Raw genomic sequence first — 16,436 nt, 5'->3', positions numbered from 1 at the left:
TCACATCACCACAATCTGGCAGTAACGACATGAATCATCTCGAGATTATTGAAAGCCGCGTCGCCCAGGTCAGGGTCACTCTGGCCAGTCAAGAACTGGACGCCTTCATCGTTCCTCACGACGACGAGCACCTGGGGGAGTACATTCCCGCCCATGCCGAGCGTCTGGACTGGATCACCGGTTTCAACGGTTCCGCCGGGCTCGCCATCATCATGGCGCAGCGGGCGGCCCTGTTCATCGACGGTCGTTACACTGTGCAGGCCCGCCTGCAGGCGCCGGCCGAGCTGTTTGAGTTTCTCCATCTGAACGAAGATCCCCATGTGCAGTGGCTGGCGGAACAGCTGCCATCCGGTGCCCGGGTCGGCTTCGACGCCCGTCTGCACAGCCTGGCCTGGTATCAGAATGCCAACGCCGTCCTCGCCGATCGCGGCATCGAACTAGTGCGAGTGGCGCAGAACCCCATCGATCTGCACTGGACAGATCGCCCCGTCCCCACCAAGACCCCGGTCATCCTCTACAGCGAAGAGCTGGCAGGCCAATCAAGCCAGGCCAAACGCGAGCTGCTGGCGAGCAATCTGCGCAAGCGCGGGCTGGATGCGGTGCTGCTGACCCAGGCTGAGCCCATCAACTGGCTGCTCAACCTGCGTGGCCGCGACGTGGAGCGTCTGCCGGTGGTACTGGGCTTTGCGGTGCTCTACGCCAACACCAGCATGGATTTCTTCGTCGACACCGACAAGGTCGACTGCATCGCCTTCAGTCGTCACGTGGGGCAGGATGTCTCCGTCTACCCCATCGACAAGCTGGGTGACGTGCTGCGGCGCATCGGTGAGGATCAGCAAAAGGTGCTGGCCGACCCGAACACCGCCAACGCCTGGACCCAACTCATCATGGAGGAGGCGGGCGCCATCCTGGTGGCCGGTCAGGATCCGACCATGCTGCCAAAGGCCTGCAAGAACGAGATTGAGCTGGCCGGCATGCGTGCCGCCCACCTGCGCGACGGTGTCGCCGTCACCCGCTTCCTCGCCTGGCTGGACCGACTGGTCGCCAGCGGCGAGTACCAAGGGGTGGATGAAGGCACCCTGGCAGATCGGCTGGAGGCCTTCCGCCACGAGCAGGCTCACTATGTGGAGCCGAGCTTCGACACCATCTCGGCGCTGGGCCCCAACGCCGCCATGTGCCACTACCGTCACACCAACGGTGTGCCGCGTACCTTCGGCCAGGACAGCATCTATCTGGTGGACTCCGGCGCCCAGTATCTGGACGGCACCACCGACATCACCCGCACCGTCAAGGTCGGAGAGGTGAGCGAAGAACACAAGGCCATGTTTACCCGGGTACTGCAGGGTCACATCGCCCTGGATCAGGCTCGCTTCCCCCGCGGCACCGCCGGCATCCAGCTCGACGTGCTGGCCCGCATGCCGCTGTGGCAGGCCGGGTACAACTATGACCACGGCACCGGCCACGGCGTCGGCCACTTCCTGAGCGTGCACGAAGGTCCCCAGCGCATCGCCCCCAAGGGCAGCCTGGTGGCACTGCAACCGGGCATGGTGCTCTCCAACGAGCCGGGTTACTACCGGGAAGATGCGTTCGGCATCCGCTGCGAGAACCTGGTGATAGTGACCGAGCAGGAGTCGCGCGGCGAGCTGCCGATGCTGGGCTTCGAACGGCTGACCTATGTGCCGTTCGATACTCGCCTCATCGATCGCAGCCTGCTGAGCCAGGACGAGTTCCGCTGGATCAACGACTACCATGTCGAGGTGTTCCGCCGTCTGAGCCCGCTGCTGGAGGGCGAGGATCTCGCCTGGCTGGAGCAGGCGACCAGCCTCATCTAATCGCAGACAATCGAGGTTGTCCGCTGAAACAGGGCCCAAGGGCCCTGTTTTTTGTCCCGGCCTTTGACCTGTATCAACACCCCTGCCCCTCAGGTCAGGACAATGACCGCCATGAACATCGAACGACCCGGCACTCGTCGCAGTGCCCGTGCCAGCCAGGCACCCGAGCACCCCAGGCTCAGACGGGAGCAGCGGACGGTCAGCGCCATGATCCGCCTCTACTGTGACCACCATCATCAGGATCCCGACTGTCGGCACTGCCAGCAGTTACGCGAATTCGCCCACCAGCGGCTGCGCCGCTGCCGTTACGGTCAGGCCAACAAGCCGACCTGCGCCAACTGCGACATCCACTGCTATGCCCCCGCCATGCGCAAGCAGATCCAGCAGATCATGAGCTGGAGCGGTCCGCGCATGCTGTGGCATCACCCCTGGCTCGCCCTGCGCCACCTGCTGGATGGCCGCCGCAAGGCACCCAGGCGACCCCAGGGCAGACCACTCCCGCCCTGAGTCATCCCCCCTTGCATCGACCCGCCTCGCTCACTACCCTGTGGCTCCTTTGACTGCCAACCGGCAGTCCCTATCCAATGACAGGAGCCCGGATGCACCCGCCCCCCGTTTTGAGAGTGGCCCGCCACGCCGACATGCACGCCATAGGGCGACTCGACGCCGACGTCTTCGGGGAGCAGGTCTATCCCGCCTTCTTCTTCCGCCAAGCCATGGATCTCTGGCCCGAGCTGCTGATCGTGGCGGAGCTGGAGGGCAGGCTGCTGGGCTATGCCCTGGGGGGAGTGGGACAGGATCGGTCGCAGGGCTGGCTGCTCTCCCTCGCCGTGCTGCCCGAGGCGCGTGGCTTCGGCCTGGCCGAGCGGATGATGCTGCAGGTAGAGCAGGGGCTGAGTGCGCTGCAGACGGCGCGCGTCAGGCTGACGGTGGATCCCGCCAACCCCGCCCAGCGCCTCTACTTCCGCCTCGGTTATGGGTTGCTGGCCGAGGAGCCGGGCTATTTCGGTCCGGGGGAGGATCGCCTGCTGCTGGAAAAACCCCTGGCCTGACTCCATTAAGGACCTTCTCGACTCCGAGATTTTATAATTGGTTACACTTTGCGGGTTTAATGCGCAATCCGGTTGGCGTAGAGTTGAACGCAACAACCAGATTAACCCGATGCCCGCCCAGGAGGCTCATCATGTTGAAACGTATAACTCTCGTCACCCTGCTGGCCGCTACCACCGCTATCACGGGCTGTGCCAACAGCGACGTCTACTCCGGCGACGTCTACACCAAGGATCGCGCCAAGCAGGTACAGACCGTCAGCTATGGCACCATCGTCTCCACCCGCCCGGTCAAGATCCAGGGTGAGGACAACGCCATTCTCGGCACCATAGGTGGCGCCGTGGTCGGCGGCCTGCTCGGCAGCACCATAGGCGGTGGCCGGGGCAGCGACATCGCCGCCGCCGGGGGCGCCATCGCCGGCGCCGCGGCCGGCAAGGCTGCCGGGGACAAGCTCAATCAGGTCGACGGGGTCGAGATCGAGATCAAGAAAGAGAACGGTGAGGCGATCGTGGTGGTGCAAAAAGCCAGCCCCACCTTCGTGCCGGGCGCCCGGGTGCGCATGACCCAGGGCAATGGCAGCATCAACGTGGCCGTGGTGAACTGACCTCAGTTAGCGGTTCCTTTCGAGCACAAAAAAGGTGAGCCGAGCTCACCTTTTTCATTTCCGTCACCCGATGGTTTCGGGTCTCAGGCGTCTAGATGTAACCAGGCCGCGATCGCCAGTTGCAGTCGCACGAACGCCGCCTGCTGGAACAGCCCCAGCAGTTGCTCGTCTCCCCCCTCAGCCGCCTGCACCAGCGAGGCCTGCTGGGCTAGCAGTTCTGGCAGCCAGAAGGGAACGGCCGCCAGAGTGCCTGCCGCCTCCGCCACCAGAGCACAAGCCTGCAGGATCCCAAGGCGGGCCTGTCGCCGCGTCGACCCCTCGCTCTCCAGCCAGAGCTGCTCGTGATGCTGCCAGTGCTGCAGGCCCAGACTGATGCAAGCGCTGGCGTCGAGCCCGCTCACATCCGGCAGGGGGTACGGCGCCAGCGCCTTGCCAAGCCCCGCCAGCCGGTAGCCGCGCTGGGCCTTGGATTGCGCCCCCAGCCTGATGCCGCCCAGCTCCGCCAGCCGGGTCGCCAACCCGAACAGGGCGCGGGCGTCTCCGGTCTTGAGCTCCAGCTCCAGCTCGTCGATGGCGGTACGACCCAGGGAGCCGACGATCTCCCCCCGATCCCAGGCCAGCTCAATCTCGGCGCCCTCGAAGGCCACCAGCCAGTGCTGGCGCACAAAGTCGGTCCTGAACTGGGCCACCAGCCTGGACTGGATCTCGTCACGCACGGCAAGAGCCGGCCAGATGTCGGCCGGGAAGCTAGCCAAGGTCGGTAATTCCCCCATCACGGGGGCGTTGTACTCGGGGCGGGCGTGCAATCCACCCACCGCCTGACCCCGACATTTAATCGTCTGCTCGGAAAAATTGTCGCTGCGGCGGATCCGCAATCCCATGTCGAGCCGACGCAGGGCAAGATCAGGCGTGTCGAAATAGACATTGCCGAGATCGAGTCGACCAGAAGATATAATGTCGAGTTTATTCAGCAAGTTGGATGTTTTCTCTTGAATGTCCCGTACGACAAAAAATTTTATCTCGATCTCAGTTTGCATAGTTATTCCGGGCGGCAGGCAACTTTGGGGGGCATGATCTCGATCGCGAGGATATAATGCCAGCGAATCATCTAGATTAATTCACGGTTTTATTAAGGGCATAGTTCGGTTATCCTGCGCCCCTCCTAAAATCGTATCGAGTGTTTTTTCACCGACACAGGTTTGGCCATGCCAGTAAATACTATTCTGGGGCTTTTCGCCAAGTCCCCCATCAAGCCGCTGCAGAAGCATATCGTCAAGGTTCACCAGTGCTCCCAGCAGTTGGTTCCCTTCTTTGATGCCGTTGCCGAAGACCGTTGGGAAGATGCCGAGAAGATCCGGCAGCAGATCGCCCAGCTGGAAAAAGAAGCGGATATCCTCAAACGTGAAATTCGTCTGAAACTGCCTCGTGGCCTGTTCCTGCCGGTCGCCCGTACCGACCTGCTGGAGCTGCTGACCCAGCAAGACAAGATTGCCAACCGTGCCAAGGATATCTCCGGCCGCATGCTTGGTCGTCGAATGGAATTCCCCGCCGAGATGCGTGCCGACTTCATGGCCTATCTCAAACGTTGTATCGATGCGACCGCCCAAGCCGAAAAAGCCATCGGAGAACTCGATGAGCTGCTCGAAACCGGCTTTAAAGGACGTGAAGTTGAAATGGTTGCCGAGATGATCCACCAGCTGGATCTCATCGAGGACGATACTGACACCATGCAGATCGGGCTGCGCCAACAGTTGCAAGCCGTTGAGCAGAAATACAATCCGATCGACGTTATGTTCCTCTACAAGATCCTCGAATGGGTAGGTGACCTGGCTGATCAGGCCGAGCGCGTTGGCGCCCGTCTGGAATTGATGCTGGCTCGTTCGTAATCGACTGACTGGGTAAACACTACTAATGGACATTATCGCAAATTACGGCACCACCCTGGTGCTCGTGGCGGCCTTGTTCGGCTTTTTGATGGCCTGGGGCATAGGGGCGAATGACGTCGCCAACGCCATGGGCACATCGGTCGGCACCAAGTCTCTGACCATACGTCAGGCGATCATCATCGCCATGATCTTCGAGTTCGCCGGTGCCTATCTGGCCGGTGGCGAAGTCACGGCGACGATCCGTAACGGTATCATAGATACCAATGCCTTCACCGATACCCCGGATCTGCTGGTGCTCGGCATGATCGCCTCCCTGCTGGCGGCCGGCCTCTGGCTGATCCTGGCCTCCTACTTCGGCTGGCCCGTCTCCACCACCCACTCCATCATCGGCGCCATCGTCGGCTTCGCCGTGGTGAGCGTCGGCCCGGAAGCGGTACAGTGGAGCAAGTTTGGCGGTATCGTCGGCTCCTGGGTGGTCACCCCGGCCATCTCGGGCATCATCGCCTACTTCATGTTCATCAGCGTGCAGAAGCTCATCTTCAACACCGACAACCCGCTGGCCAACGCCAAGCGCTATGTCCCCTTCTACATGTTCCTGACCGCGCTGGTCATCTGCCTGGTGACCATCAAGAAGGGGCTGACCCACGTCGGTCTGCACCTGAGCGACGGCGAGGGCATACTGCTCTCCATCGCCATCTCGGTGACCCTCTCCATCGGTGGCTGGTTCTACATTCGCGGTCAGCAGTACAACCCGCAGGATGACAACAAGATGCACTTCGCCAACGTGGAGAAGGTGTTCGGCATCCTGATGGTGATCACCGCCTGTGCCATGGCCTTCGCTCACGGCTCCAACGACGTGGCCAACGCCATAGGTCCGCTCTCCGCCGTGGTATCCACAGTCGAGAGTGCCGGCCAGATCACCGGCAACTCCCACATCGCCTGGTGGATCCTGCCGCTCGGCGGCATCGGCATCGTCATCGGCCTCGCCACCATGGGTGAGAAGGTGATGGCGACCGTGGGGACGGGTATCACTCACCTGACCCCGAGCCGTGGCTTCGCCGCCCAGCTCGCCACCGCCGCTACCGTGGTGATCGCCTCTGGCACCGGCTTGCCCATCTCCACCACCCAGACTCTGGTGGGTGCCGTGATGGGGGTAGGTCTGGCCCGCGGCATCGCGGCCCTGAACCTCGGCGTGCTGCGCAACATAGTGATCTCCTGGGTCATCACCCTGCCCGCCGGCGCCATCCTGGCCATCGCCATCTTCTACGTGCTGCAGGCCTGCTTCTCCTAAAGCCCAAGCGCCCGATGACAAAAAGCCCGAGTCACTGACTCGGGCTTTTTTATGCGTGGCATTCGAGACCGGCATCACTCCTCGATAAAGGTCCAGTCATCGCGCACCCGGCTGATGGCATCGAGCCGCCGCCTGGCGAGTTGCTCGCGGATCTCCTCCCCCTTGAAGCCAGCCGCCACTATCTCCTTGACCGGAACGGCCTGGGCCGCCTCGAGCGCCTGGGCCACGTAGTCAGGCTGGCTGTAGACCTTCTCCTCGAAGCCGGTACGGCCGTGGAAATCGGCACGGCAGGCATCCAGCAGCTGGGCAAACCGCTCGGGCCTGCGCCAGGCATCCGCCTTGTCGAACAGCTTGAGCAGGGTCGCCGGCTTGAGCTCGAAGGCGATGTGGATATGGGTGTGCAGATCGCTCACCAGCAGCGCCAGATCCCGGCAGTCGTTCGGCACCCGGAAACGCTCGCAGAAATCGCGGATGAGCGGCAGCCCCTTCTGGCCGTGGCCATGATGGCTCGGCCAGAACGCGGGCGGGGTCAGCCCCTTGCCGAAGTCGTGGCAGAGGGCGGCGAAGCGCACCGGCAATTCGGGGGAGCGCTGACAGGCCTGCTCCAGCACCATCAGGGTGTGGATGCCGGTGTCGATCTCCGGGTGCCACTTGGCGGGTGCCGGCACCCCGAACAGGGCATCCAGCTCGGGGAACAGCGCCTTGAGGGCGCCGCACTCGCGCAATACCTCGAAGAAGACCGCTGGGGTCTGCCCCAGCAGCACCTTCTCCAGTTCCTTCCAGACCCGCTCCGGGGTCAGGTGGGCGAGCTCACCGGCCTCTGTCATCTCCCGCATCAGCGCCAGCGTCTCAAGCGCCACGGTGAAACCCTGGGCATGAAAGCGGGCGGCGAAGCGGGCGACCCGCAGGATGCGCAGGGGATCCTCGGCAAAGGCCGGGGAGACGTGGCGCAGCAGCCGCGCCTCCAGATCCTGGATGCCGCCATAGGGATCGTGCAGTTGCCCATGCTCGTCTTCGGCGATGGCGTTGATGGTAAGATCCCGGCGTAACAAGTCTTGTTCGAGCGTCACCTCGGGCGAGGCGTGGCACACGAAGCCGGTATAACCCTTCCCCTGCTTGCGCTCGGTGCGCGCCAGGGCGTACTCCTGCTGGGTCCTGGGGTGGAGAAATACCGGGAAGTCGCGACCGACCTGGGTGAAGCCGAGCGCCAGCATCTGCTGAACTGTGGCACCGACCACCAGATGGTCTCTGTCCCCCTGTGGCAATCCCAACAGGCGATCCCGGACCGCCCCCCCAACCAGATAAGTCTGCACGCGCACTCTCCCTCGATAAATCGGCCTCGATAACTTGCCTCCATGATACCGCTTTTGACCGCCATACACGACGATCCCCTCGCTCATCCCCCCCTCAGATCAGGCTGGCGAACCGGGCCATGGCAGAGGGACAGCGCCCCCTGGCCAGCCACTTTTTCTCGCCATAATTCGATCCCGACCACCCCCGCCGTTTCAGCCATCGGGCAGGAGACTCCTCTTATGGTATCCGGGTCTTTGACATCCCTGTGGGGAGGCTTTAACCTGCCGCCATAACAATGGAATGGATCCTTATGTACACACAGTTCTTCGGTCTGTCGGAGCCGCCGTTCTCCATCTCGCCCAACCCCAAATACCTCTATATGAGCGAACGTCACGGGGAGGCCCTTGCCCACCTCAACTACGGGTTGCAGGACGGAGGAGGCTTCGTGCTGCTCACCGGTGAAGTAGGCACGGGCAAGACCACGGTCTCCCGCTGCCTGTTGCAGCAGTTGCCGGCCGACACCGAGATCGCCTACATCCTCAATCCTTCCCTGACCGAGCGAGATCTGCTGGCGGCCATCTGCGACGAGTTCCAGCTGCCGTACGACAAGGACGCCGGCCTCAAGCTGCTGTTCGATCTCATTCGCGATCACCTGCTGGCCAACCTGGCGGCGGGCAAGCGCAGCGTGGTGCTGGTGGATGAAGCCCAGCATCTGCTGCCCGGCGTGCTCGAGCAATTGCGACTGCTCACCAACCTGGAGACCGACGAGAAGAAACTGCTGCAAGTGGTGCTCATCGGTCAGCCCGAGCTGCAGCAGATGCTGCGCCAGCCCCTGCTGCGCCAGCTGGCCCAGCGCATCACCGCCCGCTATCACCTGCTGCCGCTGTCACGCCAGGACGTGGACGCCTATGTGCGCTTCCGGCTGCAGGTGGCAGGCTGCATCCAGCCCATCTTCAGCCCCAAGGCGATACTGACCCTGCATCGCCTCTCCGGCGGTATCCCGCGGCTCATCAACCTCATCTGTGATCGCGCCCTGATCGCCGCCTTCGCCCGTGGCAGCCACAAGATAGTGCACGGCGACATCAGCCAGGCGGCCTATGAGGTGAGCGGCATTCGCGACGAGGGCACCTGGCAGTCCGGCCTGACCGTCGCGCTGGTGGGGGCCCTGCTGGTCGCCGCCGGCTGGTGGGGCTGGCAGTTGTTCGGGGTCTTCCCCGCCCGGCCCCTGGTCAAGGTGGAGGTACCGGTCAAGGTGGATGAGACCCCGGAGCAGCAGGAACAGCTGACCCGCGCCATCAATCAGGCGCTCGAACCCGATAGCGCCATGCAGAATCTCTACAAGGTGTGGGGCTACCAGACCGAGCCGGAGGAGGCGACCTGTGACAATGCACCGCGCGCCGGCCTGCGCTGTCAGGAGGGCGACGCCTCCCTGGCGGAGCTGCAAGCCTTGCAACACCCGGCCTTGGTCAGCCTGACCGATGAGACCGGCGGCCTCTACTACGCCACCCTGGTGAACCTCGGTCCGGACAAGGCCAACCTGCTCATCGGAAACCAGAGCTGGCAAGTAGACCGGCAGTGGCTGTCCGATGTCTGGGGGGGCAGCTACACCCTGCTGTGGCGCATGCCCAAGGGCGGGGTGACCCTGATCGGCAACAATGCCGGTGCAACCCAGGTGCAGTGGCTGGACAATGCGCTGAGCCGCGCCATGCAGCAGCCGGATCGCAAGGTGAGTCGCTTCGATGCCCAACTCAAGAACAAGCTGCAGCAGTTTCAGCGCGAGCAGGGGCTGACCCCGGACGGGATCGCCGGCAGCAATACCCTGCTGCGGCTGAACGTGCAGGCCGGTGAACCCATGCCCAGACTGGAAGATGATGCCCTGCGCAACAGCGTCCCGGTCGATTTGGATACCATGGCCGCCGAGCCCATGGATCCCCAAGTGGATGAGGCTTCCTGATGTCTACCCTGCTCAAAGCCCTGCGCCGGGCCGATCAACCCCAGTTCACTCCCCACATGCCGCTCATGGGCCTGCCCGTGAGCCAGGAGGAAGAGCCGAACCGCCGCTGGATCTGGTGGCTGCTGGCCCCCCTCGCCCTGCTCATGGGCGCGGGCGCCAACTACGGCTGGCACCTCTATCACCTCAAACCCATAGAGCAGAGGGTCGAGATAAAGGAGCTGGTGACACCGCCCTTCGTGCGGGTCGAGCCCAAACCCATGGTCACGCGCCCCCTGCCCCCGCCGCTGCCGGAGCCCGTGGTCGTTCCCAAAGCCGCCGCACCGGCCCAGGCGACCCCGGCTGCCAGCAATGATGGCCAGAGCCTGGCCGAACGCATCATGCAGGCGCTCAACAACACGCCACTTCAGGAAGAGTCCAGCCCGGCACCGGCGGCCAGCAGCCCGCAGGCCATGCCCCTCAGCGCCCTGGATCCTGCCCTGAAACAGCAGGTGCCGCCCCTGTCCTACGGGGCTCATAACTACTCCTCCGACCCGGCCAAGCGAGCCGTGGTGATCAACGGGCGGGAGCTGCACGAGGGCAGCGAGGTCGCCCCCGGGGTGACCCTGGTCGCCATCGCCCAGGATTACATCATCCTGCAGGTCGGCAACCAGCACGCCAGCCTCAAGGCACTGCAGGACTGGCGCGGATAATCCGACTGGCCGGCCTCGCTGGCCAGTCGCCTATTGCAAGAGGGAGCCCGAGAGCTCCCCTTTTTAATCGACAAAAATGAGCAGAATGTGAGCAACTCAGACAACGCGACTTTCGCCACCAGGATCCTGGACTGGTACCAGATCCACGGCCGCAAGACCCTGCCCTGGCAGCAGGACAAGACCCCCTACCGGGTCTGGATCTCCGAGATCATGCTGCAGCAGACTCAGGTCGCTACTGTGATCCCCTATTACGAACGTTTCATGGCCCGCTTCCCCGATGTACTGGCCCTGGCCGACGCCCCCGTCGACGAGGTGCTGCACCATTGGACCGGGCTCGGTTACTACGCCCGGGCCCGCAACCTGCACAAGGCCGCCCAGACTATCCGCGATCTGCACGGCGGCCTGTTTCCGGAACAACTTGATGAGGTGATGGCGCTGCCCGGCATAGGCCGCTCCACCGCGGGTGCCGTGCTCTCCCTGTCCCTGGGCCAGCCCCACGCCATTCTGGACGGCAACGTGAAGCGGGTGCTCACCCGCTGGCTGGCGCTGCCGGGCTGGCCCGGTCAGAAGCAGGTGGAAACCGATCTCTGGGAGCTGGCGACCCGCCTCACCCCGCGGCTCGGGGTGGCCCAGTACAATCAGGCCATGATGGACATGGGGGCCACCGTCTGCACCCGCAGCAAGCCCGCCTGCGAGCGTTGCCCGGTGCAGGCCGATTGCCAGGGGCTGTCGCAGGGCAATCCCACCGCCTATCCCAACAGCAAGCCGAAGAAGAGCATTCCGGCCCGCGCCGGCATCATGCTGCTCATTCGCCACGGCGATCAGCTGCTGCTGGAGAAACGGCCACCTCAGGGGATCTGGGGCGGGCTCTACTGCTTCCCGCAGGTGGAGTCGCTGGCCGAGGTGGAGGGACGATTGCATTCGCTGGGCCTGGGCGAGACCGATTATCGGGAATTGACTGGCTTTCGCCACACTTTCAGTCACTTTCACCTCGATATCCGGCCTTTGCTGATCGAAATGGCTGCGCCCCCGCCCCCGCTGCTCATGGAAGCGGATTCCCGACTCTGGTATAACTTACGCCATCCTGCCGAGGTGGGGTTGGCGGCCGCCACGGCCCGCCTGCTCGCCTACCCGGACTTACAACCCTGAGTTGCAACCATAGAGGTCAACATGAGCCGTACCGTATTTTGTCAGCGTCTGAAGAAAGAGGCGCCGGGTCTGGATTTTCAACTCTACCCCGGTGAGCTCGGCAAGCGGATCTTTGACAACATCAGCAAGGAAGCCTGGACCGAATGGCAGAAAAAACAGGTGATGCTGATCAATGAAAAGAAGCTGAACATGATGAACGTCGAGCATCGTCAACTGCTGGAAAAGGAGATGGTGAGCTACCTGTTCGAAGCGGGTGAAGTGGCCATCGACGGCTACACCCCTCCCAGCCAATAAGCGCTATCGGCGGGCAAGACTGAGGGATCCAAGACGTGGCCGTGAACCGTCATCCCGCTCCAGGCGCAGCCGATGAGCGGTGAAAACGCCAGGCTGTGGCTATGGACGGCAATCCCTCTCCTCACCCGCGGCCAGTGAATTTTATCTGTGAGCAGGGGACGCATTCTCACACCGGGCCATCAATGGCCCATCTCCCCTGGCCCACAGCCGTTGAATGACGGGCGGCCCCACCGCCCAGCTTGAGGATCTTATGGGTCGAATTTTTTGGCTGCTGTGCGCCTTGCTGTTTCTCTCTGCCTGCTCCTCCTCTCCCGAATCCGGTGGAGAGGAGGAGGATCTGGTCGACGGCAAGGATGTGCGCGGTTTTGAACACATGATCAGCGCGCTCTCCCATAACGTGAACGAGATCTGGGGGCGTGAGGCGCTGTTCGCAGGCAAGTTTGACTACGTCAAATACACGGATCAGTACAAGAGCCGGGCCCACATCGACTTCTCCAACGGCCACATCATGGTGGAGACCGTCTCTGGCATCGATCCCCGCGCCCATCTGCGCCGTGCCATCATAGAGACCCTGCTGACCCCGGACGATCCGGCGGAAGTGGATCTCTACTCGGATCGGGAGATCATGCCCGGCGGCGAGCCCTTCCTCTATGGCCAGGTGCTGGACAATCAGGGTCAGCCGATCCGCTCCGACTGGCGCGCCGAGCGCTATGCCGACTACCTGCTCAGCACGGCGATGAAGAAGCGCACCCTTGGCATCCGCACCATCTTCTTCGTCGACATGCCCATGGTGGCGAACCATGAGGACAGGCGCGGTTACAAGTACGCCAGCATCATCCGCGATGCCTCCCGCAAGTACGGGGTCGCCGAGAGCCTGATCTACGCGGTGATCAAGACCGAGAGCAGCTTCAACCCCTATGCAGTCAGCCACGCCAACGCCTATGGTCTGATGCAGGTGATCCCGGCTACCGCAGGACGGGACGTCTATGTGCGGGTCAAGGGCAAGAATGGCCAGCCGACCCGGGAAGACCTGTTCAACCCGGCCTACAACATCGACGTGGGGACGGCTTATCTGCACCTGCTGCAGACCGTCTACCTGGCGGATATCCAGGATCCCCAGTCCCGTCGCTATGCGGTGATCTCCGCCTATAACGGCGGCGCCGGTGGAGTGCTCAACACTTTCTCCAGCAACCGCAAGGCCGCACCGGACATGATCAACCGGCTCTCCCCTGAGGCGGTCTATCAGGTGCTGACCGAGCAACACCCCAAGGCGGAGGCGCGCCGCTACCTCTACAAGGTCAATCAGGCCGAGAAGGGGTTCAAGCGTACCGTCGCCAGCCGGGCGGGTTAGGCTGACAGCATGAAAAAGGGCGCTTGATATCAAGCGCCCTCTTCACATCTGGCCAGCTGGTGCCGGGATTGGCCTTATTTGGCGATGAAGCCACCCTGGCTCTGCGCCGCCGCGCCCACCTTCTCCAGACTCTCGACCTCCACCTCGGTCTTGTTCCAGCTGTGGTCAACCTCGCCACGGATGCGGATCAGATCGTCCGGGCCTACTTCGGTGCCCCGCCACACCTTCTGATCCACCTCTACTTCCACCTCGCCACTGCTGTCCTTGAACAGGTAATTCTCGCCACCCAGATGCTTGACCAGCTTGCCTTCCAGGGTGACCCACTGGTCATCCGCCACGTCTTTCAGCTGCGCGACGGATACCTTGTTCTGCTCCTGCGGGCCTGTGTAGGCCGCCATGGCGAAAGAGGATACGGACATCAGGGCCACCAGGCCGATTACGCTTGCTTTGTTCATTTCATGCTCCTGTTCGTTGCGGTATGAGCTCATCTTGCCCCTTCCTCCGTGAAACAAACGTGAAGCGGCCCCCATCTGGGGGAGTCGAGTGTGACCGTAATCGATTTAATCGACATCCCATGCTGCAGAATTTTATTCGGCTAAATACCCTGCAACATGGCAAAACGGGTACCCAGCCCGCGTTGTCCCATCGAGGAACAGCCCGCAGGTACCGCCTGCTTCCAATTCAATGAGAACGACAATATGAAAAAATGGCTTCTATGTGTAGTGGGACTCTTCGCGCTGAGCGTTCAGGCAGCCGACAGTCGCCCCGCCTTCTCCCGTATAGTGATGTTTGGTGACAGCCTGTCCGATACCGGCAAGATGTACGACAAGATGCGCGGTTATCTCCCCTCCAGCCCGCCCTACTACCAGGGCCGCTTCTCCAACGGGCCCGTCTGGCTGGAGCAACTGACACAACAGTTCCCGGGGCTGAAGATCGCCAACGAGGCGGAAGGGGGCGCCACCGCGGTGGCCTACAACAAGATCTCCTGGAACCCCAAGTATCAGGTCATCAACAACCTGGATTACGAGATCACCCAGTTCCTGGCAAAAGACAGCCTCAAGCCGGACGATCTGGTGATCCTCTGGGTCGGCGCCAACGACTATCTGGCCTATGGCTGGAACACCGAGCAGGATGCCAAGCGGGTGCGCGACGTCATCAGCGACTCGGCCAACCGCCTGGTGCTGAACGGCGCAAAGCAGATCCTGCTGTTCAACCTGCCGGATCTGGGCCAGAACCCGTCGGCCCGCAGCCAGAAGGTGGTGGAGGCAGCCAGCCATGTCTCGGCCTACCACAACGAGTTACTGCTGAACCTGGCACGCCAGCTGGCTCCCACCGGCCTGGTCAAGCTGTTCGAGATCGACAAGCAATTCGCCGAGATGTTGCGTGAGCCGCAGAACTTCGGCCTGAGTGACACCGAGAATGCCTGCTACGACGGCGGCTATGTGTGGAAGCCGTTCGCCTCCCGCAATGCCAACACCGACAGCCAACTCGCCTCCTTCACCCCGCAGGAGCGCCTCGCCATCACCGGCAACCCCCTGCTGGCCCAGGCCGTCGCCAGCCCGATAGCCCGCCGCAGCGCAAGCGAGCTCAATTGCGAAGGCAAGATGTTCTGGGATCAGGTGCATCCCACCACCCTTGTACACGCCGCCCTGAGCGAGCGGGCCGGAGCCTTCATCGAGCAACAGTACGAGTTCATCCCCCAGTAATGACCCCATTGCAACAGGCCGACATCCGTCGGCCTTTTTTGAACCCCACGACAGTCTGTAAAAAAATAACTCATATGACGCCCATCACAAATTGGAGCCATACTAGCCCCTTCTTCTTTTAACTCCTCTATGATGCGAATAGTTATCACAATATGTTTTATATCAGTTGCTTGTGATTAAAAAGAAACGGTCTACGTTTAAACATGTTGTGACTGGTTACAGGCTCAACCCAAAGAGGCGATACGAGTTCGATCTCTCCACAGATAAAATTGCAGAGGCTTCATATGAAAAAAACACTGATTACCTTGCTGGTCTCAGGCTTGCTTGCGGCCAACGCTCAGGCGGCCGGACAAGACAATACCTGGTATGGCGGTGCCAAACTGGGTTGGTCCAACTTCTACGGCGTCGACGAGAGCAACACCATCATCACTGAAGACAAAGACGACGATGAAGTGGGTGCCGGTGCCTTCGCTGGTTACCAAATCAACCAGAATCTGGGAATCGAACTGGGTTACGACTACCTTGGCAAACTCAAGTACAACGGCACCAGAAATGCCGGTGTCTTCAACGACTCTGTCGAGGCGCAGCTGGCCCAGCTCACGCTGAAGCTGGGCTTCCCGGTTGCAGACAACCTGGACCTCTATGGCCGCATCGGTGGCGGCTATGGCTGGACCAGCAGCGACAATCTGGACAGTGACAATGACTTCACCTTCGTCGGGGCCCTCGGAGCCGAATACGCCTTCAACCTGGATTGGGCGGCCCGCCTCGAATACCAGTACAGCTCTCCTTACGGCAGCAGAGAGGATACTGGCCTGCGCATGGATAACGGCCTGCTCTCGCTGGCCGCCGTCTACCGCTTCGGTCAGGTAGCTGCAGCTGTGCCGGTCGCCGCCCCGGCGCCGGCGCCCGAGCCCGTGGTCGTCGACAAGCAGTTCACCCTGAGCTCTGACGTGCTGTTTGACTTCAACAAGGCCACCCTCAAACCGGAAGCCGGTCAGGCACTGGATACCCTCTACAACCAGATCGAGGAAGCCAGACCCAAGGATGGCTCCGCCACCGTCATCGGCTACACCGACCGCATCGGCTCCGATGCCTACAACCAGAAACTCTCCGAGCAACGGGCACAGACCGTGGCTGACTACCTGGTTGGCAAGGGTCTGCCTGCTGGCAAGGTCAATGTGGAAGGGCACGGTGAGGGGTCACCCGTCACTGGCGACAGCTGCACCAACACGTCCAAGCGCGATCTGATCGTCTGCCTGGCCCCGGATCGTCGGGTCGAGGTCAAGGTACAGGGGGTCTCGGAGGTTCAGCAATAATCCGAATCCGTCCACAGCAGA

At 62.2% G+C, this 16,436-nt stretch carries 16 protein-coding genes; 13 read left to right on the top strand and 3 right to left on the bottom strand.

From position 1 onward, the window contains the following. Window positions 1–29: 29 nt before the first annotated feature. The 4 genes from MM194_RS03090 (at window position 30) to MM194_RS03075 (ending at window position 3,486) form a co-directional block, all read left to right on the top strand. Complete coding sequence (locus tag MM194_RS03090; protein ID WP_241342617.1) at window positions 30–1,832, top strand: aminopeptidase P family protein; 1,803 nt, start codon at window positions 30–32, stop codon at window positions 1,830–1,832. Between the two features lie 111 nt (window positions 1,833–1,943). Further along, window positions 1,944–2,339: a nitrous oxide-stimulated promoter family protein gene (locus MM194_RS03085; protein ID WP_033128964.1), complete on the top strand. Its 396-nt coding sequence runs from the start codon at window positions 1,944–1,946 to the stop codon at window positions 2,337–2,339. A gap of 92 nt (window positions 2,340–2,431) precedes the next feature. Continuing rightward, window positions 2,432–2,884 carry a GNAT family N-acetyltransferase gene (locus MM194_RS03080; protein ID WP_033128930.1) on the top strand — a complete coding sequence of 151 codons (453 nt, stop codon included), beginning with the start codon at window positions 2,432–2,434 and terminating at the stop codon, window positions 2,882–2,884. A gap of 131 nt (window positions 2,885–3,015) precedes the next feature. After that, the gene (locus MM194_RS03075) at window positions 3,016–3,486 is read left to right on the top strand and encodes a glycine zipper 2TM domain-containing protein (RefSeq protein WP_033128931.1); all 471 of its coding nucleotides are present in this window, start codon (window positions 3,016–3,018) and stop codon (window positions 3,484–3,486) included. An 83-nt stretch (window positions 3,487–3,569) separates the two neighbouring features. Here the strand turns inward: MM194_RS03075 and MM194_RS03070 are convergent, their stop codons facing one another. Next, window positions 3,570–4,523 carry a CYTH domain-containing protein gene (locus MM194_RS03070; RefSeq protein ID WP_347006475.1) on the bottom strand — a complete coding sequence of 318 codons (954 nt, stop codon included), beginning with the start codon at window positions 4,521–4,523 and terminating at the stop codon, window positions 3,570–3,572. 168 nt (window positions 4,524–4,691) lie between these two features. Here MM194_RS03070 and MM194_RS03065 point away from each other — a divergent pair, with 168 nt between their 5' ends. Together MM194_RS03065 and MM194_RS03060 are read left to right on the top strand one after the other, a co-directional pair. Beyond that, window positions 4,692–5,372, top strand: a complete 681-nt coding sequence (locus tag MM194_RS03065) for a TIGR00153 family protein (protein WP_033128933.1) — start codon at window positions 4,692–4,694, stop codon at window positions 5,370–5,372. Window positions 5,373–5,397: 25 nt separating this feature from the next. Next, complete coding sequence (locus MM194_RS03060; protein WP_033128934.1) at window positions 5,398–6,663, top strand: inorganic phosphate transporter; 1,266 nt, start codon at window positions 5,398–5,400, stop codon at window positions 6,661–6,663. A 74-nt stretch (window positions 6,664–6,737) separates the two neighbouring features. On the opposite strand, the gene MM194_RS03055 is transcribed toward MM194_RS03060, so the two are convergent. Then, window positions 6,738–7,976 carry a multifunctional CCA addition/repair protein gene (locus MM194_RS03055; RefSeq protein WP_241342615.1) on the bottom strand — a complete coding sequence of 413 codons (1,239 nt, stop codon included), beginning with the start codon at window positions 7,974–7,976 and terminating at the stop codon, window positions 6,738–6,740. Window positions 7,977–8,266: 290 nt separating this feature from the next. On the opposite strand from MM194_RS03055, the gene MM194_RS03050 reads away from it, so the two are divergent. The 5 genes from MM194_RS03050 (at window position 8,267) to mltC (ending at window position 13,393) form a co-directional block, all read left to right on the top strand. Further along, a complete protein-coding gene (locus MM194_RS03050) occupies window positions 8,267–9,910 on the top strand; it encodes an ExeA family protein (RefSeq protein WP_241342614.1) in 1,644 nt (547 codons plus the stop codon). After that, window positions 9,910–10,599, top strand: coding sequence for a GspB family T2SS assembly factor variant ExeB (gene exeB, locus MM194_RS03045; RefSeq protein WP_033128937.1), 690 nt, complete (start codon window positions 9,910–9,912; stop codon window positions 10,597–10,599). The genes MM194_RS03050 and exeB overlap by 1 nt, the downstream gene beginning before the upstream one ends. An 87-nt stretch (window positions 10,600–10,686) precedes the next feature. Beyond that, window positions 10,687–11,748: an A/G-specific adenine glycosylase gene (mutY, locus tag MM194_RS03040; protein WP_033128938.1), complete on the top strand. Its 1,062-nt coding sequence runs from the start codon at window positions 10,687–10,689 to the stop codon at window positions 11,746–11,748. 21 nt (window positions 11,749–11,769) lie between these two features. After that, complete coding sequence (locus MM194_RS03035; RefSeq protein WP_033128939.1) at window positions 11,770–12,042, top strand: oxidative damage protection protein; 273 nt, start codon at window positions 11,770–11,772, stop codon at window positions 12,040–12,042. 250 nt (window positions 12,043–12,292) lie between these two features. Further along, window positions 12,293–13,393, top strand: coding sequence for a membrane-bound lytic murein transglycosylase MltC (mltC, locus tag MM194_RS03030; protein WP_033128940.1), 1,101 nt, complete (start codon window positions 12,293–12,295; stop codon window positions 13,391–13,393). A gap of 74 nt (window positions 13,394–13,467) precedes the next feature. Here the strand turns inward: mltC and MM194_RS03025 are convergent, their stop codons facing one another. Beyond that, window positions 13,468–13,848 carry a NirD/YgiW/YdeI family stress tolerance protein gene (locus MM194_RS03025; protein WP_033128941.1) on the bottom strand — a complete coding sequence of 127 codons (381 nt, stop codon included), beginning with the start codon at window positions 13,846–13,848 and terminating at the stop codon, window positions 13,468–13,470. Between the two features lie 243 nt (window positions 13,849–14,091). Here MM194_RS03025 and MM194_RS03020 point away from each other — a divergent pair, with 243 nt between their 5' ends. Beyond that, window positions 14,092–15,099: an SGNH/GDSL hydrolase family protein gene (locus MM194_RS03020; protein WP_241342613.1), complete on the top strand. Its 1,008-nt coding sequence runs from the start codon at window positions 14,092–14,094 to the stop codon at window positions 15,097–15,099. Window positions 15,100–15,383: 284 nt separating this feature from the next. Next, complete coding sequence (gene ompA / locus MM194_RS03015; RefSeq protein ID WP_033128943.1) at window positions 15,384–16,415, top strand: porin OmpA; 1,032 nt, start codon at window positions 15,384–15,386, stop codon at window positions 16,413–16,415. The last annotated feature ends 21 nt before the right edge of the window (window positions 16,416–16,436 follow it).

The sequence above is a fragment of the Aeromonas sp. MR16 genome (genome assembly GCF_022549315.1).
GTDB classification, from domain to species: Bacteria; Pseudomonadota; Gammaproteobacteria; order Enterobacterales; family Aeromonadaceae; genus Aeromonas; species Aeromonas aquatica.
The sequence above is the reverse complement of the archived record's forward strand: the minus strand, read 5'-3'. Positions and strand labels throughout refer to the sequence as shown.